General features: G+C 21.0%; 23 protein-coding genes, 3 tRNA genes and 1 pseudogene. 5 read left to right on the top strand and 22 right to left on the bottom strand.

Translation table 11 applies throughout. The features are described 5' to 3' along the window. Nucleotides 1-13: 13 nt before the first annotated feature. The 10 genes from H0H33_RS00180 to H0H33_RS00140 form a co-directional block, all read right to left on the bottom strand. Nucleotides 14-781 (bottom strand): lysophospholipid acyltransferase family protein, encoded by a 768-nt coding sequence (locus H0H33_RS00180; RefSeq protein WP_185877915.1) that lies wholly within the window; start codon nt 779-781, stop codon nt 14-16. Between the two features lie 19 nt (nt 782-800). Further along, nucleotides 801-2,582, bottom strand: a complete 1,782-nt coding sequence (locus tag H0H33_RS02885; protein ID WP_238785607.1) for a cytochrome c biogenesis protein — start codon at nt 2,580-2,582, stop codon at nt 801-803. Then, on the bottom strand, nt 2,569-3,963 hold the full coding sequence (locus tag H0H33_RS02880; RefSeq protein WP_238785606.1) for a cytochrome c biogenesis protein ResB: 1,395 nt from the start codon (nt 3,961-3,963) through the stop codon (nt 2,569-2,571). The genes H0H33_RS02885 and H0H33_RS02880 overlap by 14 nt, the downstream gene beginning before the upstream one ends. A gap of 19 nt (nt 3,964-3,982) precedes the next feature. Then, the gene (locus H0H33_RS00170; RefSeq protein ID WP_185877914.1) at nt 3,983-4,759 is read right to left on the bottom strand and encodes an MBL fold metallo-hydrolase; all 777 of its coding nucleotides are present in this window, start codon (nt 4,757-4,759) and stop codon (nt 3,983-3,985) included. 17 nt (nt 4,760-4,776) lie between these two features. Beyond that, on the bottom strand, nt 4,777-5,763 hold the full coding sequence (recA, locus tag H0H33_RS00165) for a recombinase RecA (RefSeq protein ID WP_185877913.1): 987 nt from the start codon (nt 5,761-5,763) through the stop codon (nt 4,777-4,779). Nucleotides 5,764-5,802: 39 nt separating this feature from the next. Then, nucleotides 5,803-6,918, bottom strand: coding sequence for a lytic transglycosylase domain-containing protein (locus H0H33_RS00160; RefSeq protein WP_185877912.1), 1,116 nt, complete (start codon nt 6,916-6,918; stop codon nt 5,803-5,805). Between the two features lie 87 nt (nt 6,919-7,005). Then, entirely contained in the window at nt 7,006-7,203 is a 198-nt protein-coding gene (locus H0H33_RS00155) for a Sec-independent protein translocase subunit TatA/TatB (RefSeq protein WP_185877911.1), read from the bottom strand. Nucleotides 7,204-7,259: 56 nt separating this feature from the next. Continuing rightward, entirely contained in the window at nt 7,260-8,285 is a 1,026-nt protein-coding gene (locus tag H0H33_RS00150) for a sugar phosphate nucleotidyltransferase (RefSeq protein ID WP_185877910.1), read from the bottom strand. A gap of 12 nt (nt 8,286-8,297) precedes the next feature. Next, the gene (locus H0H33_RS00145; RefSeq protein ID WP_185877909.1) at nt 8,298-8,660 is read right to left on the bottom strand and encodes a dUTP diphosphatase; all 363 of its coding nucleotides are present in this window, start codon (nt 8,658-8,660) and stop codon (nt 8,298-8,300) included. Between the two features lie 5 nt (nt 8,661-8,665). Further along, nucleotides 8,666-10,132: a lipopolysaccharide biosynthesis protein gene (locus tag H0H33_RS00140; protein WP_185877908.1), complete on the bottom strand. Its 1,467-nt coding sequence runs from the start codon at nt 10,130-10,132 to the stop codon at nt 8,666-8,668. Between the two features lie 98 nt (nt 10,133-10,230). Here H0H33_RS00140 and H0H33_RS00135 point away from each other — a divergent pair, with 98 nt between their 5' ends. Continuing rightward, complete coding sequence (locus tag H0H33_RS00135) at nt 10,231-10,908, top strand: ATP-dependent Clp protease proteolytic subunit (RefSeq protein WP_185877907.1); 678 nt, start codon at nt 10,231-10,233, stop codon at nt 10,906-10,908. Here H0H33_RS00135 and H0H33_RS00130 read toward each other — a convergent pair. The 3 genes from H0H33_RS00130 to H0H33_RS00120 form a co-directional block, all read right to left on the bottom strand. Next, a tRNA-Arg gene (locus tag H0H33_RS00130) sits at nt 10,909-10,982 on the bottom strand. An 11-nt stretch (nt 10,983-10,993) separates the two neighbouring features. Further along, a tRNA-Pro gene (locus H0H33_RS00125) sits at nt 10,994-11,068 on the bottom strand. 18 nt (nt 11,069-11,086) lie between these two features. After that, nucleotides 11,087-11,175 (bottom strand) — tRNA-Ser (locus H0H33_RS00120). A 141-nt stretch (nt 11,176-11,316) separates the two neighbouring features. Between H0H33_RS00120 and tsaD the strand changes: the two genes are divergently transcribed. Next, on the top strand, nt 11,317-12,366 hold the full coding sequence (tsaD, locus tag H0H33_RS00115; protein WP_185877906.1) for a tRNA (adenosine(37)-N6)-threonylcarbamoyltransferase complex transferase subunit TsaD: 1,050 nt from the start codon (nt 11,317-11,319) through the stop codon (nt 12,364-12,366). Here tsaD and gcvP read toward each other — a convergent pair. After that, a complete protein-coding gene (gene gcvP / locus H0H33_RS00110) occupies nt 12,363-15,275 on the bottom strand; it encodes an aminomethyl-transferring glycine dehydrogenase (RefSeq protein WP_185877905.1) in 2,913 nt (970 codons plus the stop codon). The two genes, tsaD and gcvP, sit on opposite strands and share 4 nt — an antisense overlap. Before the next feature lie 72 nt (nt 15,276-15,347). Between gcvP and mdh the strand changes: the two genes are divergently transcribed. Continuing rightward, nucleotides 15,348-16,283, top strand: a complete 936-nt coding sequence (gene mdh / locus H0H33_RS00105; protein WP_238785605.1) for a malate dehydrogenase — start codon at nt 15,348-15,350, stop codon at nt 16,281-16,283. An 8-nt stretch (nt 16,284-16,291) separates the two neighbouring features. On the opposite strand, the gene H0H33_RS02875 is transcribed toward mdh, so the two are convergent. From H0H33_RS02875 to lptB, 3 genes are read right to left on the bottom strand one after another with little or no spacing between them, the layout of a single operon-like run. Next, the gene (locus tag H0H33_RS02875) at nt 16,292-16,648 is read right to left on the bottom strand and encodes a motility associated factor glycosyltransferase family protein (protein ID WP_238785622.1); all 357 of its coding nucleotides are present in this window, start codon (nt 16,646-16,648) and stop codon (nt 16,292-16,294) included. A gap of 8 nt (nt 16,649-16,656) precedes the next feature. Further along, nucleotides 16,657-16,920, bottom strand: coding sequence for a motility associated factor glycosyltransferase family protein (locus H0H33_RS02870; RefSeq protein ID WP_238785604.1), 264 nt, complete (start codon nt 16,918-16,920; stop codon nt 16,657-16,659). Next, entirely contained in the window at nt 16,917-17,642 is a 726-nt protein-coding gene (gene lptB, locus H0H33_RS00095) for an LPS export ABC transporter ATP-binding protein (RefSeq protein WP_185877904.1), read from the bottom strand. The genes H0H33_RS02870 and lptB overlap by 4 nt, the downstream gene beginning before the upstream one ends. 36 nt (nt 17,643-17,678) lie before the next feature. Between lptB and H0H33_RS00090 the strand changes: the two genes are divergently transcribed. Then, on the top strand, nt 17,679-18,926 hold the full coding sequence (locus H0H33_RS00090; RefSeq protein ID WP_185877903.1) for a peptidylprolyl isomerase: 1,248 nt from the start codon (nt 17,679-17,681) through the stop codon (nt 18,924-18,926). A 71-nt stretch (nt 18,927-18,997) separates the two neighbouring features. On the opposite strand, the gene truA is transcribed toward H0H33_RS00090, so the two are convergent. The 5 genes and pseudogenes from truA to H0H33_RS00070 all read right to left on the bottom strand — a co-directional run bounded on the left by truA (nt 18,998) and on the right by H0H33_RS00070 (nt 23,160). Further along, nucleotides 18,998-19,747: a tRNA pseudouridine(38-40) synthase TruA gene (gene truA, locus H0H33_RS00085; protein ID WP_185877902.1), complete on the bottom strand. Its 750-nt coding sequence runs from the start codon at nt 19,745-19,747 to the stop codon at nt 18,998-19,000. Between the two features lie 7 nt (nt 19,748-19,754). Continuing rightward, nucleotides 19,755-20,924, bottom strand: coding sequence for an aspartate aminotransferase family protein (locus tag H0H33_RS00080; RefSeq protein ID WP_185877901.1), 1,170 nt, complete (start codon nt 20,922-20,924; stop codon nt 19,755-19,757). A 33-nt stretch (nt 20,925-20,957) separates the two neighbouring features. After that, a complete protein-coding gene (locus H0H33_RS00075) occupies nt 20,958-22,415 on the bottom strand; it encodes an OstA-like protein (RefSeq protein WP_238785603.1) in 1,458 nt (485 codons plus the stop codon). Nucleotides 22,416-22,783: 368 nt separating this feature from the next. Beyond that, a pseudogene (locus H0H33_RS02920) lies at nt 22,784-22,867 on the bottom strand (hypothetical protein); the annotation flags it as partial. Nucleotides 22,868-22,875: 8 nt separating this feature from the next. Then, nucleotides 22,876-23,160: a 2-amino-4-hydroxy-6-hydroxymethyldihydropteridine diphosphokinase gene (locus H0H33_RS00070; RefSeq protein ID WP_262889855.1), complete on the bottom strand. Its 285-nt coding sequence runs from the start codon at nt 23,158-23,160 to the stop codon at nt 22,876-22,878. Between the two features lie 87 nt (nt 23,161-23,247). Here H0H33_RS00070 and H0H33_RS00065 point away from each other — a divergent pair, with 87 nt between their 5' ends. Then, the gene (locus tag H0H33_RS00065; RefSeq protein WP_185877900.1) at nt 23,248-24,288 is read left to right on the top strand and encodes a rod shape-determining protein; all 1,041 of its coding nucleotides are present in this window, start codon (nt 23,248-23,250) and stop codon (nt 24,286-24,288) included. Nucleotides 24,289-24,291 lie beyond the last annotated feature (3 nt).

The raw sequence follows: 24,291 nt of genomic DNA, 5'->3' as shown, positions 1-24,291 counted from the left end.
ATAAATAAATTGATTAAAAAGATTTTACATTCTTAATTTTAAATTTTTTAGATTGTTCTATAGAATCCATTATTTTTTCCATAATATTATTTGTAGTTTCTTTCTTAAGATCAATTTTAATAGGTTCTTTAAAAGTCATTTTTTGTAACCCTCCCTTTTTTTTTATATTAAATCCTTTTTTATCATAGGTATCATAAAATCCTTCTATAACAATAGGAACAACAATAGGATTATATTTTCTTATCACATGTACAATACCTCTTCTTCCCGGTGCAAATGCTTTTGTAGTTCCTTGAGGAAAGGTAATTAACCATCCATCATCTAAAGCTTTTCCCATTCTAGAAATTTCTGACATATTTAATGAATAATTAATTTTTTTGTTTTTTTTCCATATTCTTTTTACAGTAATACCTCCTAAATAAATAAATAATTTTGATAAAAAATTTTTGTTCATAGTTTCTTCATCTGCTACATAATATAAATTAACTTTAGGATTTAATAAATATATAGGATTATGGATAGTATTTATAAAACCATTTTTTATACTACAAAATACATGAAACATTGCAAATACGTCAGCAAAATAAGTTTGATGATTTGATATAAAAAGTACTTTTTTATCAGGAAGATTTTTAATATATTCTGTTCCTTTTAATAATAATTTATTGAAACCATTATATCTGTTATAAGATAATAATCCCAAAATAAATATTAAAAACCTTTTTATAAAATAGAAATTACCAAACACATCTCTAAATAAATTCTTCTTTTTTTTATACACTTTTTATTTTTAAATTTTATTAAAAATTATTTTTTTGATTTTGTTTTTCAAAAAAATAAGCAATTGTAGTGGTAATAAATAGTATAATTAGACTAAAATATATCCAATTAGGAATAGGAATAGAATCTTCTTTTGCATAAGAATGAAGACCTGATAAATAATAATTGACTCCAAAATAAGTCATGATAATGGAACTTATTGATAAAATACTAAAAAAATTAAAAATAATTTGATTTTTCATTGATGGAATTAATCGAATGTGTAAAACAAAAGCATAGATCATAATACTAATCATTGCCCAAGTTTCTTTTGGATCCCAACTCCAATATCTCCCCCAACTATTATTAGCCCAAACTGACCCTAAAAATGTTCCTATAGTTAATAAAAATATACCTATCGTAAGACATAGTTCATTAATTATAGTTAATCTATTTATTTGAATGGAAATTTTATTTTTTTTATAAGGAAAAATTTTTTTTAATATAAAAAAAATTAAAACTAAAAAACCTAGTATAGATCCAGTAAAAAAAAATCCATAACTGGATGTTATAGTAGCAACGTGTATAATTAACCAAAATGATTTTAATACTGGAACTAAATTTGTAATTTCTGGATCCATTGCGCTTCCATGCGCAATCATTAATAAAATTGATGAAATTAAGGATATAACCCCTATTAAAAATTTATCTTTTTGGAATAAAAACCCTATTGCTAATACACTCCAACTAATAAATAATGCAGATTCATATCCATTTGTCCATGGAGCATGATTAGAAATATACCATCTAGTAATTAATCCAATAGAATCTAAAACAAATAGAATTAATAAAATAATCAGAGATATCTTATATAAAATATTTAATAATTTTTTTTTTATAAAAATTTCTATGAAAGAATTTATAATAATAATTGTTCCTAATATCATATATATGAAAGATAAATAATAAAATATATTTAATTTATTATAAATTACTTCTGCATTAATCTTATTTGCAGAAGGTAAAATTAATTTAGAATTTTTTAACTGAAATAATTTTATTTTATCTATTTCTTTGTTTGCTATTTCCCAATTTTTTTCATTTTGAGAAATAATAATAGATTTCAAATAACGATTAAACATCGATAAACCTAATGGATACAATTTATTATTATCTGGTCTTATCCAACTTGACCAAGTATGGTTATTGTCATTAATTATTGGAAAAATCCTTATATATTTTCCTTGAAAAATTTCATGAATAATCCCTATTTTTTCTACTATATGAATAATTGATTTATCATATTCATTTCTATTAATTGGATTTTTAGAAAAAGAATTATTATAATCTTCTTTTAAAAGGAATTTTAATTTTAATGTATAAGGGTTTATTTCGTAGAAATTTATTAAAGAAACATAATCCTTTTTATAATTTTTTAAATTTATTTTATTTAATATTTCATTTTTTACCTTTTTATCTATTTTTATAAAAGGTACTTTCATCCAAAAAATATTATCTTGATGAATAGATATAAACCATTGATTAGCATCTAAATTACCTATAGTATCTTTCTTAAAGATTTTTCTTAATAATTCTATAGCCATAGTATTGATTGGTTTTATCCTTCCTTTAGGATCTTGTATCAATAATTTCCCAAAATTTTCAGAATGATTTTTTGGAATATGAATAGAATCGGATAAATTTTCTATATCGTAATAATTTTTTTTAAAATTATTTATTTGATATTTTGAATATGTTTCTTCATGAAAGAAGAGAAAAAATAATATAAATAAAAATGATAATAATTTTTCATTTTTTAACATAATTCATTTGTTTTCTTAAATGATAAAATCTAGTTCCTTTCCAAAAAAAATTTAAAAACATTCCAATACTCATAAATGTATAACCCGTATAAGAAAAAAAAGTTCCCCAATAGTTATTATTCACAAAAAGATGAGTTCCCTTTTTGTCAAAATCATATCCAGATTGAAAAAATCTATATCCTTTATAGTCTAATACATTATTCATATAGATCAAATAATTATTATTAATGTTTTTGTCTTTAATAGTGATAGAACTCATAAAAGATGATGGAAAGTCAGATCCTGGATAGTTTTTTAATTCAAATTTATTTAAATGTAAATAGAACGGTAAATTTAATAATATTGAACCATATCCTACAGATATTTTATAATTATTTATAGATATAGGATGACTCATTATAATAGAATTTTTACCTCCAGTAAATATTATCCTTTTTCGTTTTTTTTTAAAAAAAATTTCTGCTATTATAATATTTTTATTATTATCCTTTTCATTGCATGAATCTATATATTTTAATTCTCCTTTAACTATATCATCAGGTATTACCCAATTAATTTTTTTATGAGAATTAATTTTAATTTCATACAAAGATCTTTTATCTAAAATTTCAGATTTATTTTTAATTATTAAAGATATTTTTCCATTGATCATATTTATTTTTTTACCTGTAAATGAGGATTTAATATAAACCATTCCTTTTTTTTCAAAAATTATAATTCCATGAGATATTGTTTTATTGAAAGAAAAAGGAATTTTATCTATATTTATTTCATTTTTATTTTTAATAAATGACTCTTCTCTATTGTTTTTGTTTAGATATATAATTTTTATAATTTTTTCTAATGGATTTTTTTTTGATAAAATTATTTTTGGACAAGAAATGAATTTTATAATTTTTATTTTTAATGGATTTTTATTAACAATAAATTTTTTTTCATAATTATTATGAAAATTAGAAATTACATAAGGATCATAATAAAATTTTTTATAATTTTTTTTACTTACATTTAGTTTTATATAACTTTTTTGAGAGTTAATTTTATTAGTAGTATTTCCTTCTCTTAATGAGACTATTCCTTCATAACTAAAATATCTTGATAAAAATCCTCCAATGATAATTAATATGAATGATAAATGAAAAATTAATATTGGAAATTTTTTTTTATTCCATAATTTATATTTATATATATTTCCAATTAAATTTATTATAATTAATAATATAATAATCTCAAACCATTTTGATTCATATATGAATATTTTAGCAAAATCAGTTGAATATTTTTTTTCCAAAAACGTAGCTATTCCCATTGAAAATGATAATAATAAGAATAAGATAGATGTGATTTTATTTGAAAAAAAAATTTTTTTTAAAAAATTCATAATTTAAATAATTATTATTCTATAAAACTAAACCATCATAAGCTAAATAAACATTTTTTGGTAATTTTTTTTCTATTTTCTCATGAAATCCTAATTTATTACTAATATGTGTTATATAAGTTTTTTTAGGTTTAATAATACGAATAATGTTTAAGGTTTCTAAAAGTGAAAAAGGATTTTTATATGATTTTTTTCTTAGAATATTTAAAATTAAAATATCTAATCCTTTTAATTTATTAATTGTATTATTTGGTATAATACTTGCATCTGTTATATATGCGACATTTTTTATACGGAATCCCAAAATAGATAAACATCCATGCCATACAAATAATGGATATATTTTTATGTCTAAAATATAAAAATAATCACAATAGTTCTCTATTTGATGAAATGAAACTTTTAAAATATTTTTTTTATTATTTTCTGAACTATTAGAAAAAATATAAAAAAATCTTTTTTTTATATTTTTTAATACTCTATTTAACCCGTAAATAGGAATAGATTTTATTTTTTTTTCAATAAAATTTAAAGGTCTTATATCTTCTATTCCTCCTATGTGATCATAATGTTCATGTGTTATTAAAACAGCATCTAATTGATTAAAATTATTTTTTAACATTTGATGTCGAAAATCAGGTCCACAATCTATTAAAAAATATTGATAATTAATTTCAATTAGTATTGAACTTCTCATTCTTTTATCCTTTATATTTTTAGATAAACATACAGGATGATTGGAACCAATCATTGGTATCCCCTGAGAATTTCCAGTTCCTAAAAAAGTAATTTTCATATCTTTTTAATATTTTATTAACATTGATTTATTATATTTTTTTTTATCTCATTAAAAATATTATTTTTTTCTTTTAGAAATTCTTTTGCGGAATCTCTTCCTTGTCCCAAGGATAGATTTTTATACTTAAACCAAGTTCCACTTTTTTTGATTATTCCTAAATTCACACCTATATCTAAAATTTCTCCTGTTTTTGAAATTCCTTCTCCGTATACAATATCAAATTCAGCAATTCCAAAAGGAGGAGATAATTTATTTTTAACAATTTTTACTCTAGTTCTATTTCCTATTATTTTATCTCCAGTCTTAATAGGGGCTCCTTTCCTTATATCTATCCTTATCGAAGAATAAAATTTTAATGCATTTCCACCTGTAGTTACTTCAGGATTACCATATGATCCTATTTTTTCTCTTAATTGATTAATAAATATTAATATACTTTTAGATTTTCCTATACTAGATGTTAGTTTTCTCAATGCTTGGGACATTAATCTTGCTTGTAATCCTATTTTTGATTCTCCCATTTCTCCATCTATTTCACTTTTTGGAGTAAGTGCTGCTACAGAATCTACTACTACCATATCAATAACCCCAGATTTAATTAAGTTATCTACTATTTCTAAAGCTTGTTCTCCATTATCTGGTTGAGATATAATTAATTCTTTTGTATTTATTCCTATTTTTTCTGCATAAAAACAATCAAATGCATGTTCTGTATCAATAAAACTAGCATACCCTCCAGATTTTTGGCTTTGGTTTATAGCATGAAGTGCTAAAGTTGTTTTTCCAGATGATTCTGGTCCAAATATTTCAATGATACGACCTTTTGGAAATCCTTTTATTCCTAATGCTATATCTAAACTAATTGATCCAGATGAAATAATTTCTAAATTTTTCAATCCGGACTCTCCCATACGCATAACCGTTCCTTTACCATACATTTTATCCATTTTTTCTAAAATAGATTCTAGAAATTTTTTTTTTTGTTCATTTTTTTCTTTCATAAAATAATATAAAAATATTTATTTAATATATTTAAAATATTAATCCTCACGAATAATACTTTTATATTTTAATAATAAAATTTTATTTCTAGGTATTCTTAATAATAAATTATTTTTACTAGAAGTTAGTTTAGAATATTTAGGATTTAAAATGACTAATTCGTGAATTGGAATATTCAAAATATTAGAAATAAAAATTAAACAAGTTTTATTTCTTACAGGTATTAATATAGTATCTCTAATATTATATTTTGGAAAATGAATATATGAAGATATATTATGTTTTTTATAATAATTCATTATATAATTCACAGCAATAAACTTAGGAACATAATTTTTTGTTTCTTTAGGAAAAGACATCCATAATTTCCAAAAATTTTTTTTATCTTTACGATGTTTTAAAATTTTATTTACAATTTTTGGTCCAGAATTATATGCGGCTAAAGATAAGCTCCAATCACCTATATTTTTATGTAAGTATTTTAAATAACGACAAGCAGCATCAGTAGATTTTATTGGATCATTTCGTTCATCATAAATATTTTTTACATGTAGATTATATGATTTTCCAGTTTTAGGCATAAATTGCCATATTCCTTTTGCACCTGCATCAGATATATTAATAGGATTTAAACTAGATTCTACGATTGCTAAATATTTTAATTCTATAGGAAGTCCATATTTTTCTAATTTTTCTTCAAACATTGGAAAATAATAATTTGACAATGATATTACTTTTCCTAGATATTTTCCTAATTTTAAATATTTTAATACAGTTTTATAAACAATATTGTTATATTTTATAATTTTTATTTGAGAGTGTTTATTAATTTTTCTTAATCTTAATTTTAATTCATTTTTACTTAAAAAATCAATATTTTTGTGGAATGAATAATGTAATAAATAATTATTTTTTTTAAGTTGTTTTTTTTTAAAAAAAAATTTATTACCAAATGGTAATAACCACATACCTTCCGAATATTTTGTATGTATTTTTTTATAAAAAAAATTATTTTTATGCATATTATTTATTACATTTTTTTTTTCATCTGAAATAGGTTTTTTATCGTTGAAATTGAATAATTTTAAATTTAAATTAACGATTAAACTTTTTATAAAAAATAAAAAAAACATAATACTTTTAGTCTTCGTCATTCATTAATTTTTTTCATCAATTTTTATTGAAATTATTAAATGAAAAATTATTTTTAATATATTCCGAAATATGAAAGGATAATATTATTATTTTTCAGTGTCAGAATTAGAATCATTATCAGATTCAGAAGCTTTTTTAAATTCTTTTAGTCCTGTCCCCAAACCTCTCATTAATTCCGGGATTTTTTTTCCTCCAAAAAGTAAGAGCGCAAGAATAACTATAACTACTATTTCTGTAGTTCCAAATGTACCAAGTAATATAAGAAAAATAAATATAAAATTCATTTACCTTTATGGTAATTATATTTTTTTCAAATATAATAAAAAATTATGAATTCAATTTATACAATAGTAGAATAATCTCCTAAGTTTATTTCTTTTTCTAATTCTTTATAATTAACGTAATTTCCTATTATACTGTTTTTTAAATTTGAGTACATTATATTTGTATAATTTTGAACTAAGGATGTTTTAATATTAGTATTTTTTATTTTTGTAAACTTTCCTATTGAAACATATGGCCCAATTATACTATTTTCTATCGTTGAATATTCTTCTATATAACATGGATTTAAAATAATACTATTTTTAAGTATAGTTTTTTTATGAATTAATTTGGAATTATTTTTATATTCTATAGATAAAATTTTAGAATTTGAAGAAATTGTATTTTTTTTATCTCCAAAATCCATCCAATCTTTAACTGGTTGATTTATAAAATTTTCTCCTTTTTTTCTCATATTTTCTAATACAGAGGTTAATTGATATTCTTTATTATTCTTTATATCATTATCTATTAAATATTGTAATTCTTTTTTTAGAGTTAATCCACTATTAAAGTAATATAAACCAACAATGGCTAAATCAGAAATAAAATATTTTGGTTTTTCTATAAAATTTATAATTTTTCCATAAGAGTTACATTTTACTACACCAAAAGAATGAGGATCTGATACTTTTTTTGTCCATATAATATTTTCAGAAAATTTGTGAATTTTTTTTTTAAAAGAAATTTTATGAAATAACGAATCAGAAAATACTATAATTATAGGACCAACAAGAGATTCCTTTGCTTTTAAAATAGCATCCGCGGTTCCAAGAGGGATTTCTTGATAATAAATAGTATAAGATATTCCCATATCATATGTTAACTTTTTTAAGTTTTCTTCTATTTTATTTTTTTGTTCATTAGGACGTATTATGAATATAATTTCCTTTACTGAAAAATATTTTATTAATTCAAATAATTCGTCTAATAATCTTTTTAAGATGGATTTTCCAACAATAGAAATAAAAGATTTAGGAGTGCATAAAGTATGTGGATAAAGACGTACACCTTTTCCTGCAATAGGGATTAAAATTTTCATTATATTAATTTATTATATTCCAGTACTTCCAAAACATTTTGTTCCTCTTTTGCTATCATTAAGAATAAATGAAGGTTTCCAATTAATATTTGTTTTAACAACAAAATTTATTGTTCCTATTTTATCTTTTGGATAAATAAGAATTCTTTTATAAGAAATATTAATAATAATTATTTTAATTTCCATATATTTTGTTATGTGAATAATACAAAAAGTTTTAATAAATACTTTTTTTAAAAAAAAAAAGTATTTATTAAAAACATTTAATGAAATGAAAAAACCTGTTGATATAGATTTTCTATTCAATGAACTTAAAAAAATTAAGCCATTCATATTATAAATTTTTTTAGGAAAAATATTAAAGATATTATTCATTTTTTTTACTTAATTAAATTCAATAATTTTTTTCTTTCATATAAAAAAATAATTATTAAATATAATATTTGAATAATAAAATTAATTTCCAATATTCGATTTTTATTCATTATATATACAAGTATAATAGCAACAAAAAAATGAAGCAATACATTATTTATATTTTTACAAAATTTTTTAATATTTTTTTTATTCCAAAAAAATAAAATTAGTAACATAGATCCATAAGACATAAATGTTCCCCAAGCAGGAATTAAAAAATTATTTTTATTTGGATAAATCATAAAAATAATACTAAATAATAATGTAATTAATACTCCAACTAAAGATATATAAGTCCCTACAAAAGGTTTATTCATAATTTTATAAATAATTGATATATTTGTGTATATCCCTAAAAATAGATTACCTATCATAATAATAGGTACAATAGATATTGTAACATGATATTTTTTATTTATTAAAAAATCTTTCACGAATTGTATATTTCCACATATTATAACATAAAAGATCAATCCAAATAAAATAAATAAATAGGTAATATCTTCATAATAATATTTTGCATTAGAATCATTAGATTTTTTGAAAAAAAAAGGTTCAATTCCTAAACGAAATATTCTCATATATAAATTCATAAAAGATGCTATTTTATAGCATGCAGAATAAGCACCATTAATTTCGTCTGAAACCCATCTTTTGATTAAAATCTTATCTAAGTTTTCATTAACAGAAAAAGATATTGTCCCAAACATAATAGGTATACTATAATTAATTATTTCTTTTGCAATAGATGTTCTAAAATTAGATATTTTTACTTTTTTTATTAAAATAGGAATTACTAATATAAAATTAACAAAAGAAGAAATTACATTTGAAACAAATATATATCCTGTTTTATTCGTAATATTATTAATAAAATTATATAAACTTATTATATAAATTTTTTTTTCCATAAAAATATAATTTTTGTTGCAAAAAAACATATATAATGTAAATAATGATTGTGTTATCATAGTAACGATATTAATAAATATATATAACATAGGTTTCTCATTAATACGTATCCACGACATAGGTAATGCACATATAGTATCAAATATTATTATAAAAAAAAACATGATAAAGTATTCAGGATGATTTGAATATCCAGTAAAATGGATTAATTTTTTTAAAAAATTTATGGATATAATAGAGAATATAAAAATAATAAATAATTGTATAATTATAGTAGTAGAAAAAACAATATTTTTATTATAATTTTTTTTATATAAGAATCTAAAATAAGTATTTTCTAATCCAAAAGAAAGAAATCCTATAATTAAAAAAGACATGGAATACATATCTGTATAAATAGAAAATTCTTCTCTTTTTAACGAAAAAGTAAAAAATCTTATAAAGATATAATTTATTAATTTTGGTAAAATTAGTCCTATAGAATAAATAAATGTTTGTAATACTAATTTTTTATACAATTTAAATTAAATTTTATATTTTTAACAAAGTATTACATACAAAAAAAAACACTAATTATTAAGTAACTTTATAAAAGTTTTTATTAAAATGAACATAAATGAATTATAAAAAAGATTCAAAAGAATTTATAAAATATGCAGTAAAACATAAGAAAATTAACAGTTTAAAAATAGACGAGTATTTAAAATTAACAACACCTTATATTGTAGAGGAAAGAAAGTTAAATATTGCGCAAATGGACGTTTTTTCTCGTTTAATGATGGACCGTATTATTTTTTTAGGTACTCCAATAGAAGATCAAATAGCTAATATTATACAAGCACAACTATTATTTTTACAATCTATAGATCCTAAAAAAGATATTCAAATTTATATTAATTCTCCTGGAGGAGAAGTTTATGCAGGATTAGGCGTGTATGATACTATGCAAATAGTTAGTCCTGATGTATCAACAATTTGTACCGGTGTTGCGGCATCTATGGCAGCTATATTATTATGTTCTGGGGCAAAAAAGAAGAGATCTTCATTAAAACATTCTAGAATAATGATTCATCAACCTATAGGTGGTACATATGGACAAGTATCAGATATTGAAATTAAATTTCGTGAAATATTAAAATTAAAAAAGGAACTTTATGAAATAATATCTAATCATTCAGGTGTACCAATTGAAAAAATTGAAAAAGATTCAGATAGAGATTATTGGATGAATTCTATAGAAGCTAAAGAATATGGGATGATAGATGAAGTATTACTTGGAAAAAAAAATAAATAATGATCACGACAGGATTCGAACCTGTAACCTACTGCTTAGAAGGCAGTTGCTCTGTCCATTTGAGCTACGTGACCCGATTTGAAAATCGGGGTAGCAGGATTTGAACCTACGACCTCCTGGTCCCAAACCAGGCGCGATAACCAAACTACGCTATACCCCGAAATATATTCACAATATGCGGAGAGTGTGGGATTTGAACCCACGCGATACATTTTTGTGTATCGACAGTTTAGCAAACTGTTCCGTTAACCACTCCGGCAACTCTCCTAAAATAACTTTTTAAAGTTAATTACTTTATTTATTTATTTAAAATATTTAGTATCTATTTTTTTTATTTAGTTTATTATTTATATTAATTGTTTATTTCCATTTTTTGTTAATTTAGGTTTTTATAAAATATTTGAATATTTGAAAAAAAAAAATCCAATTATTATTGGAATTGAGTCATCATGTGATGAAACTGCAGTTTCTATTGTAGAATCTAATAATATATTATCTAATATTATTATACATCAAAATATTCATAAAAAATATGGAGGGGTAGTCCCTGAACTTGCAGCAAGATTACATGATGAAAAATTATTAGAAGCATTTAATAAATCCATTTTTGTAGCAAAAATAAAACAAAATCAAATTGATGCAGTATCATGCACTATAGGTCCAGGACTAATTAATTCTTTATTAGTAGGATGTTCTTTTTCTAAATCATTAGCTATGGGATTAAATATTCCTATTATAACAGTCGATCATATACAAGCTCATATATTAGTTCATTTTATTAAAAATGCAAATTTTAATAATCGTTTTCCAACATTTCCATTTTTAGGTTTAGTAATAAGTGGAGGACATACACAAATTATAAAAGTAAATGGATACTTTTATATGAAAGTAATAGGATCTACATTAGACAATGCATTAGGAGAAACAATTGATAAAATCGCAAGAAAAATAGGATTTAATTATCCTGGAGGATCTTCCATAGAAATATATTCAAAATATGGAAATAATAAAAAATTTTTTTTTCCAAAACCTTTAATAAAAGGATTAAATTTTAGTTTCAGTGGATTAAAGACTTATATATTAAAATTTATTGAAAATCAAACAAAAAAAGATCCATTTTTTATAAAAAATAATATACATGATTTATGTGCTTCTATACAAAAATCAATATCGGATATATTAATAGATAAAATGAATCAAGCAGTCATTGAAACTGATATAAATAGAATAGTTTTATCAGGTGGAGTTTCTTCTAATAAAGAAATTATAAATAATTTTTCTGTTCATGCAAAAAAAAATAATTGGGATTTATTTATACCAAAAAAATGTTTTGCAACTGACAATGGGGCAATGATAGCAATTACTGGTTTTTTTAAATATAAAAGAAATATGTTTTCATCTATTAAAATTTCTCCTTATTCAAAATGTAAACAAATATATTCTCCTACTATTTCTTAATTACAAGAGTAAGAACATATTAAATTTCTATCTCCATATCCATCAATAACTCGATCTACAGTAGGCCAAAATTTATATTTTCTTACCCATGGAAGAGGATATGCAGCTTTTTCTCTACTATATGGATAATCCCATAAATTATTTGTTAACGTGTGTATACTGTGTGGTGAATTTTTTATAACATTATTTTCTTTAGAAAACTTTCCATTTTCTATTTCTTTAATTTCATTTCTTATTTCAATAAGAGTTTCAATAAATCTATCAATTTCTTTTTTAGATTCACTTTCAGTAGGTTCTATCATCATAGAACCTTCTACTGGAAAAGAAATAGTTGGAGCATGAAACCCATAATCCATCATTCTTTTTGCAATATCATTTACTTCTATTCCTATTGATTTAAATGATTTACAATCTATTATTAATTCATGTGCTACCATATTATTTTTTCCAACATATAATATTTTATAATAATTTATTAATTTATTTTTAATGTAGTTAGCATTTAATAGTGATATTTCAGTACAAATTTTTAGTCCATCTGGACCTAATAATCTAATATAAGCATAAGATATAGTTAATATTAAAGAAGATCCATATGGAGATGAAGAAATTGCTAATTTTTTTATTTTATTATTAATTTTTTTATTTATATCATAAGGATTAGTTGGTAAAAATGGTATTAGATGAGATTTTACACAAACAGGTCCCATCCCAGGCCCCCCACCCCCATGAGGTATAGCAAATGTTTTATGAAGATTAAGATGGCAAATATCTATTCCTAGATCTCCTGGTTTTATTAATCCTACTTGTGCATTCATATTAGCTCCATCCATGTACACTTGTCCTCCATATTTATGGATAATTTTTATAATAATTTTTATATTTTTTTCATATATTCCATGAACAGATGGATAAGTTATCATTAAAACAGATAAATAATCTTTATATTTTTTTGTTTTTTTGATTAAATCATCTATATCTATAGATCCATCTATTTTATTTTTTATTAAAATTATTTTCATTCCAGCCATACTTGCTGAGGCAGGATTTGTTCCATGAGAAGACGATGGTATTAATGCAACATTTCTTTGAAATTCTTTTTTTGAATAAAAAAAAGATTTAATCATCATGAGTCCAGTATATTCTCCTTGAGAACCTGAATTCGGTTGTAATGTAACTCCAGGTAAACCAGTTATTTCTTTTAAATAATTTTTTAATTTTTCTATAATAAATTGATATCCAATTGATTGATTGTTAGGAACACATGGATGAAGATCTTTCCATTCATTTTTTGTTATTGATAATAATCCTGTAGAAGAATTTAATTTCATAGTACATGATCCTAATGGTATCATGGAATGATTTAAGGAAAGATCTTTTTTTTCTAATCTTTTTATATAACGTATTAGTTCATTTTCTGAGTAAAAATTATTAAATAGTTTATTTTTAAAAAAATTAGATTTTCTTTTTAAAAAAAATGGGATTTTTAATTTGTTTTCTTCTAAAAATTGATAACATTGATTATCTATTATTTTTTTACAAAATTTATTATTATTGGATTCATAAAAAATTTCTAATATGTGATATAAATCTTTTTCATTAGTAGTTTCATCTAATGAAATAGTTAGATGATTATTATTTAAATATCTGAAATTTATTTTTTTTATTTCTGATATATTTTTTATTTTTTCTATAGAAAAATTAAATTTTACTCTAATAGTATCGAAATAAAATTTATTTATTTGATAAATATTTTTACAAAAAGATAATAAGTATTCTAATTTTTTGGTATAATTATGAATATTATTTGCAATTCTAATTAATCCAATTTTTCCATGATATAAAGCGTACATAGAAGAGATAATGGCTGGTAATACTTGTGATGTACATATATTAGATGTCGCTTTTTCTCTTTTTATATGTTGTTCTCTAGTTTGAATTGCCATACGAAAAGATTTTCTTTTATTCTTATCTATAGATATACCAATAATTCTTCCTGGAATAAATCTTTTATATTGCTCATTAGTTGAGAAAAAAGCTGCATGAGGCCCCCCATATCCCATAGGCATTCCAAATGATTGAGTTGATCCTATTACTACATCTGCTCCCCATTCTCCTGGAGGTTTTAACAAGACTAAAGATAATAAATTAGCCGAAACTATTATTGATATATTATTTTCTTTGGAAAAAGAAACCAATTTTGAATAATCATATATTTCTCCTAAACAAGAAGGATAAGGAATTAATAATCCAAACAAATTTTTATTTTTATAATAACTCGTAATATTTTCATGATGATCTTCTATTAATTCAATTCCTAAGCCAAAACATCTCGTTCTTAGAACATTTATAATTTGAGGTAATGTTTCATTAGAAACAAAAAAAGAATGATTACTACTTATTTGTTTTTCTTTAATTTTTTTTTTATAAACCATAAACATTGCATCTCCAGCGGCTGATGATTCATCTAACATAGATGCATTACTTATTTTCATTTTTGTGATATCTGATATTATTGTTTGAAAATTAATTAATGCTTCTAAACGTCCTTGAGATATTTCAGCTTGATAAGGTGTATAAGGTGTATACCAACCTGGATTTTCCAAAATATTTCTTTGAATAACACTAGGAAGAATAGTATTTCTATACCCTAATCCTATATAAGATTTATATATTTTATTTTTTTTTCCAATATTATTAATATGATTTAAATATTGGTATTCCGATATATCATTAGGTATATTCAATTTTTTATTTAATCGTATTTCTTCTGGAATTACTTTTTTTATAAAATCCTCAATAGAGGAATATTTTAATGTTTTTAACATAGATTTAATTTCATTATAAGATGAACCAATATGTCTATGATAAAATTTTTCTTTTTTAGGAAATTCATCAATATTCTTCATAAGAATAAAAAAATATATACTTTGATTAATTAATAAAGATCAAAAAATTTATGCAAATTTATAAAAAAATTTATGTATAAAATAAAGATTACTATAATTGGATCTGGAAATGTTGGCGCATATTGTGCTAGTTTTTTAGCTAAGAAAGATATAGTTAATGAAATAATATTAATAGATGTAAAAGAAAATATTTCTGAAGGAAAAAGTTTAGATATATCTCAGATGATTCCTCTTGTAGGATCTAATACTAAGGTTCATGGATACACAAATGATTATTCTCCATCAATAAATTCAGAAATAATAGTTATTACTTGTGGAATTCCAAGAAAAAAAGGAATGAGTCGTGATGATTTAGTAAATATAAATGGTAATATTATAAGTATTGTAGTAAAAGAAGTCATTAATTTATCTCCAAATGCTAAATTTATTATTGTGTCTAATCCATTAGATATTATGACATATGTTAGTTATATAAAATCTAATATTTCTTCGTCAAGAATAGTAGGTATGGCAGGAATATTAGATTCTGCTAGATATCGTTTTTTTTTATCTAAAAAAATAGGGGTGTCACCTATTGATATTCAATCATTATTATTAGGTGGACATGGAGATACTATGGTACCATTATATCGATATACGTCAGTATCAGGAATACCAATAAAAGAATTTATATCAGAAATAGATAATGATCAAATTATTTATAAAACCAGAAAAGGAGGAGAAGAACTAGTAAATTATTTAGGGACATCAGCATGGTTTGCACCATCAGTATCTATCGTTAACATGATTGAATCTATATTAAAAGATTCTAAAAGAATTTTTTCTTGTTCTTCATTTCTTAATGGAGAGTATGGAGTAAGTGATATATTTTTAGGAGTACCAGTAATATTGGGAAAAGATGGTGTTGATAAAATTATAGAATTAAAATTAAATGATAATGAAATGAAATTATTTCATAAATCAGCTAAACATGTAAAAAATATTATAAAAAAATTGAATATAAAATAAATTTTTAATTATTTTTCTATAAAAATTAGTAAATCTCCTTTTTCATAAATTATTTCTATATAATTATTAGTAGACTGATTTCTTATTCCAATATCTTTTCCTAATTCCATATTATTTATATGATATTTTAAACCTTTTGTTTTTAATTTCGATACTTTTGGGAATGGAAATAAAGATATTTTTTTATTTTTTTTTATAAAAAAACTAGATCTTTTTCCAATAAAAAAATATGAATAATAAGAATCATAAAATACAATAGATAATTTTTTTTTATATTTTAATGCAATAGATAAATTTCCTAAAAAATGATCCTGTTCTTTTCCACTAGCACCCCATACATTTACATATAAAAATCCTTTATTAATAATAATTTTTAAAGCTTTTTCAAAATCTGTTTCTTTTTGATTTTTAGTATAAAAAATATTTTTTTTTTAACTAAAATATTTTTATTTCTATTAATAGAATCAAAATCTCCACTTAGATAGTCTATATAAATATTTTTATTTATTAAATACGAATAAGCTCCATCAACAGCGAATATTTTTCTATTCAATAATTTTTTATTAAAAATAGGTGGAGTTCCATTTAAAAATAAATTAATTTCTTTCTTTTTATTTTTTTTTTTAAAAAAATTCATTTTTTTAAATTGAAAAGATTTCCTAAATATACTTTTTTTATTAATGAATTATTAATAAGATCTTTTGAAGATCCATATTTTAGTATTTTTCCTTCGTACATAAGATAAATTCGATCTGTTATAGAAAATATTTCTTGTACATTATGGTCTGTTATTAATATACCTATATTTTTTTTTTTTAGATGAATTAATATTTTTTGTAAATCTTCTATAGATATTGGATCAACTCCAGAAAAAGGTTCATCTAATAATATAAATTTAGGATTTATTGATAAACATCTGGCAATCTCAGTTCTTCTTCTTTCTCCACCTGAAATTGATTCTCCTAAATTATTTTCAATTTTTTCTAAATTAAATTCATAAATTAATTTTTTAGTTATTTTTATTCTATCTCTGTATAATTTTTTATTCATTTCTAAGATAGATAATATATTTTCTTTTACGGTTAATTTTTTAAAAATAGAAGGTTCTTGTGATAAATATCCTATTCCTTTTCTAGATCGTACATATAAAGGTTTTTTTGTTATATTTTCATCATTAAGAATTATTTTTCCTTTATCTGGTTTTATTAATCCTGCCATAATATAAAAAATAGTAGTTTTTCCAGCTCCATTTGGTCCAACTAATCCTATTATTTCTCCTGTATTGATTCGTATAGAAACATTTTTTACTATATGTCTACTTTTATATTTTTTATATACATTTTTTACTTGTAATATCATAACTTTAAAATTATTTTTATATATTTAAATTTGATTATGATTAAAAAAATTTTTCTTATACTTTTTATATCATTTTTTTGTTTTATTGATTTATCCTTTTCTTCATCAAGGTTACCAATTTTAGAATCAAAATTAGAAAAGATAGATAAAATTGTAGCTGTAGTTGGAGATGAAATTATTTTAGAATCTGATATTAAAGATTCAGGATATTCAATAAAAAATTTTTGTAAAAATTTATTAAATAATAAATCAATTTATAATAATGATTTAATTATTAAAAAATTAATATTATTTCATGCAAAAAAAAATAAAAATATAAAAATTGATAGTAAAAAAATAGAAGAATCTATTCATTTATTTCTTAAAAAAGAAATAGATAAATTGGATTATTCAAATCGTGTTAAATTTATAACAAATATTAAAAATAATAAAAATTTAGATCAATTAATTTCTTTTGAAATAGATAAACAATATATAGATAAAATGATTAATGAAATAACTAAAGATGTAGAAATCTCTCCAGAAGAGGTTAAATCTTTATTTTATGATTTAAAAAAATATTATACTATTCTAGTCCCAAAAAAATTTTTAATATCCTATATTATTATTTATCCAGAAGTAAATAACTTTTTTAGAAAAAAAACATTAAATTATTTGAGCGAAATAAGAAAAAAAGTAAACTCAAATCCTTGTTCTAATAATAAATTATTTTCTGATATAAAAACATTTAAAATAAATAAAGTTCCAAAAGAATTTAATATAGCATTTTATTTAAAAGAACAAGAAGTATCTGAACCTTTTGAAACTAATGATGGATTTTATTTAATAAAATTAGAAAAAATAAAACATAATGAATTGGATATTAGATATATTTTTATAGAAAAAAAATATTTTAATGATGAATTAATAAATACAAAATTATTTGTAAATAATTTAGAAAATGAAATAAGAAATAAAAATTTAGAAATAGAAGAAATTGTTGAAAACAATATTTTTAATAATAAAAATGTTAATTCATTTTTTAATCAAAAAATTTGGGTAAACGAAAATACAATTATAAAACATTTTGGAAAATTGAATTTAAATAATAATAATATTATAAAAGGAGAAAAAAATAATTATTTTTTTATTGTAAAATTTTTAGATTCTGTAAAAGAAAGACCTTTTTCTTTAGAAAAAGATTCTATCTATTTAGAAAATGTAGTTAGATACATAAATAAAAAATATGAAATAGAAAATTGGATACGTAGTGTATCAAAAGATACATATATAAAATGTAATTAAAATTTATTAAATAAAAATAATTAAATATTATTGTCATTAATTATTTTATTGTATATGACTATAAATTTTTTTTATAAAAAAATATTTTTTGGATACAATATTTTTGTTAAAAATAGTCCATGAGAAGGAGCAAGTGGACTACAATAATTAAAATTTTTTGATTTTATAATATTTGTAAATTGTTTAATAGTAATTTTACCTCTACCTACATCAACAATTGTACCAATAATTGATCTTACCATAGATCTTAAAAATCTATTAGCTTCAATAGTGAAACATAAATATTTATCTTTTTTTTTCCAAAATGATCGATATATAATACAATTATTATTATTCATTTTAACTTTATTTTTTTTCTTGCAAAAAGAACTAAAATCTTTATAATTCATTAGTATTTTAGATGCTATATTCATTTTATTTATATTTAGTGAATAAAAACAATACCAAGAAAAATCTTGATTAAATGGATTTTTTTCATTAATAATATAATATTTATATATTCTTTTTATTGCATTAAATCTAGCATGTACATTATTTTTTACATGGAAAATATTTTTTACTTTTATAGATTTTGGTAGAAAAAGATTTAATCTTTTTAATAAAAAATTACTTTTTATTTTATTATCATAGTCAAAATGTGCAAACATTTGTTTTGCGTGAACTCCTTTATCTGTTCTACCTGCACCTATAATATTTATTTTTTTTTTTAAAAGTTTTGATAAACAATATTCTATATTTTTTTCTATTGTATTAACTTCTTTTTGTATTTGCCAGCCAAAAAAATTTTTTCCATTATAAGATAATTCAATAAAAAATCTCAATGTATTATTATTTTATACAATTTAAACTTTCAATAATAATTGAACATCCTTTTTTAATTTCATGTTTTGTTATAATTAAAGGTGGAGTAATTCTTAACATATAATCACAAAATAAAAAACCAAATAGAATTAATCCTTTTTCTATACATTTTTTTAATAATTTTTCTGCAAAATATTTATTAGGTAATTCAATTGCTAATAATAAACCTATTCCATGAATTTTTATTATTTTAGGATGTATTAAATATTTTCTTATTAATTTTTCCTTATATAAGGATTCTTTTATTATTTTTGAATTTACAATTTGATCTAAAGTAGATAAAGAAGCGCTTACAGATACTGGATTTCCTCCAAATGTAGTAAAATATCCAAAATTATTACAAAATGTATTCATTATTTCATAAGATGATACAAAAGCACTAATAGGCATACCACCTCCCATTCCTTTACCTATGACCAATATATCAGGAGAAATATCATAGTGTTCAAATGCAAAAAGTTTTCCTGTTCTTCCAAAACCAGTTTGTATCTCATCTAAAATTATTAAAGTATTTGTTTTATTACATTGATTTCTAATTTCTTTAAAAAAATTAATATCAGGTAAAATAACCCCAGAGGAACATTGAATAGTTTCTAAGATAATACATGAAGTTTTATTTGTAATAATATTAATTTCTTTTTTATTATTAAAATTTATAAATTTTACGGATGATAATGTCGATTCAATATTTTTTTTATGACTCATTAAACTTAATGAACCATAAGTACTTCCATGATAAGAATTATTACAAGCAATAACTTCATTTCTTTTAGTATAAGTTTTAGCTAATTTCAAAGCTCCTTCTATTGCTTCTGTACCAGAATTTACTAAATAGGTAGTAGTTAAATTTTTTGGGGTATATTTTGATATTTTTTTACATAATTTTACACAATTTTCATGAATAAATTCACCATATACCATAGTATGTAAAGATTTTTCTACTTGTTTTTTTATAGAATTTTTTATTTTTTTATTTCCATGTCCTAACACATTTACGGAAACTCCTGCCACAAAATCTAAATATTTTTTTCCATCTTTTCCATAAAGATAACAACCTTTAGTATGGTCAATTTCAATTTTCATTGGAAAATTATGAGTTTGAGCTTGATATTGAAGATATTCTTTTTTTAGACTCATATTTTTTATACTTAAAAAAATATTTTAAGTATTTTACTTTATTTTATCTATCCAATTAAATTTAGGTAGAAAAATTGAATCTTTTGGAAGATTTTTGTCAAAAGATAAAAAATCGTAATTTATTTTTTCAAAAGAATCAATTTTTTTTATTTTATCATTTTCTATATCTAAAAATATTTTTTTTGCTGAAAATCTATTAAATATTTTTTCTTGTTCTTTCCCAAAAGATGGAATAAATATAATTCCATTTACATTTCCATCCAGTAAGATTTTTTTTAAAATATTTTTATTAAAAGTTCCTATCATAAAATTTGATTTGATTTGATCAAATTCTTGATTACCTATTTTTTTTATAAAAAAAATATTTTTTATAATTAAATTCTTTATTCCTTTATTATATAAATTTATATTTATATTATCTCCTATAATCTGTTTATCATTATCTTTTTTTATAATTATATTATTAAATAATTGAGCATGATTTTCTTTTGATTGATATTTTAATAAAGAACAAGTACCTACAATATTTTTACTTGGAATCCTTATTTTATTATTAGTAGATTTAATAGAAAAATTATTATTATTTAATACTGTTTTTAAATATTTAGAATTTATAATAATTATATAATTTTTTATTTTTTTTATAATAATCTTAGGTTTTTTGTTTATAAAAATATTAATATTTTTATAATTAAAATTAAACATACCATTATTTCCATATAAAAAATAATCTTTTTTTGAATTATTTAAAATTATTTTTTTGAAAAATCCATTATTTTTTCTTTTATTGAAAAAAAGATACTTACATTTTAAATAAATATTTTTATATCGTAGATTGATATCATTAAATAAAAATATTTTATTTTTTATGTTTAAAAATGCATTTTTAGAATGAAAAAAATTGTTGTTATTTTTTTCGACTAAAGAATATGGCTTACATGATATAATTTCCTTTTTTGGAAAAAAGTTTAATATATTTGTTTGAATAATATATTTTTTTTGATTTTTATCAAAAAATTTTATTCTATTTTTTAGTTCTATTTTCCCTTTCTCAGGGAATAAATAACCTTTATCACTATGAATAATATAATTTTTATAAAAAATAGTTCCTTGGTTATTATAAGTAAGTTTTTTTGATAAGAAATTATATTCAAATTTATTAGTTATTAATTTTAATTTATCTAAAATAAAAACAACATTTTTAGTTGCTTGTAATCTTTTACTTTTAACAAAAAAATTTATTTTTTTTGCAGTTAATTTTATTTTATTTTTTTTCAATAAAATATTTCCTAAAAATTTTAATTGAGGTACATTGTTATTATTACAATATTCAAAATAATTAGATACTAATTTAATATTATTGAATTTTACTCTAACTTTTCCGTACCCATAAAATTTATTATTATTTTTATCATATATTATCTTATTACAAAAAATATGATATTTTCTATATTTAATATGAACTTTTCCATTTATAATGAAATTATTCAATCGATAACATTTTATTGAATCAGCATGAATAATATAAAGTTTATTTTTTTCTTTTTTAATAATTTTAGAAAAACTATTATTAAAAATTAAAAAAAAAATACAATATATAAAAAAAATTTTTTCATTAATAATAAATTTTATTCAAAAAATTTTTTCATTAAAATAATGTAAATATACTTATTTTAATCTATACTATATATTTATTTATGATTGAGTATAATTTTTTAAATTTTTTTTACTAAAGATTTATCTGAACAAGCACCTAACATTTCTAAAACTGTCATTTTAAAAATAGGATGATATTTATTAGGATTAATTTCACACATAGGTTCTAAAACAAATTTTCTAATATGTAATAAATAATGTGGAATAATTAAATTATGATTCGATGTATATATAATTAATTGATCATAAAATAAAATGTCTATATCTATTTTTCTATTTTTATATATTTTATTTATTAAATTTTTACGTTTTTTTTTTTTTTCTCTATTATTAAATTTTCTATTTTTTTTATTTCATTCATTAAAAAAATAGGAGAATAAAAAGTTTTTACATGTACAATTATATTTAAAAAATATGGAGAATCTTTTTTCATTTTCCATGCTTCACTTTTAAAAAAAGAAGATTTATTTATTATTTTTCCAATTTTTTTATTTATTAGAATAATCGCTATGTTCAAATATTTTTTTCTATTTTCTTGATTTCCTCCTATTAATAAAAAAATATTATGTTTTTTTGACATAAAAAATAAAATTTATTAGTACATAATTTACTGAAAAAGTGTAATTTTTGTTTAAATTAGGTAGACATTTTCATAAAAAAAATATTAATGGGATTAGTAGTCAATTTTATGAAGAATCTCTTTGCCCAAGGGATAGCTATAGATTTAGGAACCGCAAATACTCTTATAATGCATGATAGCAAAGTAGTAGTAGATTTACCTTCTATTATTGCGATAGATGTAAGAAATAAGAAAGTATTAGCAGTAGGAGAAGAAGCTAAACAAATGCAAGGAAAAACACATGAAAGTATAAAAATATATAAACCGTTAAAGGATGGAGTTATTGCAGATTATCAAATTGCTGAACTTATGATAAAAGAATTTATAAAAAAAATACCAGGAATTAATAGTAAAATTTTTACTCCATCACTAACAATGGTAATATGTATACCATCAGGTATAACAGAGGTAGAAAAAAGAGCAGTAAAGGACTCAGCTCAACATTTAAATGCTAAAGAAGTTTATTTAATAGAGGAACCTATGGCTGCAGCTATTGGATCTGGAATATCAGTAACAAAAGCAGAAGGAAATATGATTATAGATATAGGAGGAGGTACAACAGAATGCGGAGTTATTGCTTTAGGAGGTATTGTTTGTCAAAAATCTATAAAAATAGCAGGAGATGTTTTTACTAATGATATTTCATATTTTCTTCGTAGTAAATATAATTTGTATATCGGAGAAAGAACAGCGGAAAAAATAAAAATAAAAATAGGATCTGCAATGGAATCTATAGATCCAATCCCCGAAGATATTTATATAAGAGGACGAGATCTTTCTACAGGGAAACCTAAAGAAATGAATCTTTCTTATAAAGAGACAATACCTGCTCTTGATAAATCAATTTTAAGAATTGAAGATGCTGTAATGGAAACATTATCTAAAACACCACCAGAATTAGCAGCGGATATATATAAAACTGGGATATACATGGCAGGGGGGGGTTCTCTTTTAAGAGGATTAGATAAAAGAATTTCTAAAAAAACGGGATTATCTGTTTTTTTAGTAGAAGATCCACTTAGAGCAGTAGTAAAAGGGACTGGTGTCGCTTTAAATAATATTGATAAATTTACGTTTTTAACAAAATAAATG

Source organism: Blattabacterium cuenoti (genome assembly GCF_014252415.1).
Classification (GTDB): Bacteria; Bacteroidota; Bacteroidia; order Flavobacteriales; family Blattabacteriaceae; genus Blattabacterium; species Blattabacterium cuenoti_Y.
Note: the sequence above shows the minus strand (reverse complement) of the source record. Positions and strands in the feature narration are given on the sequence as shown.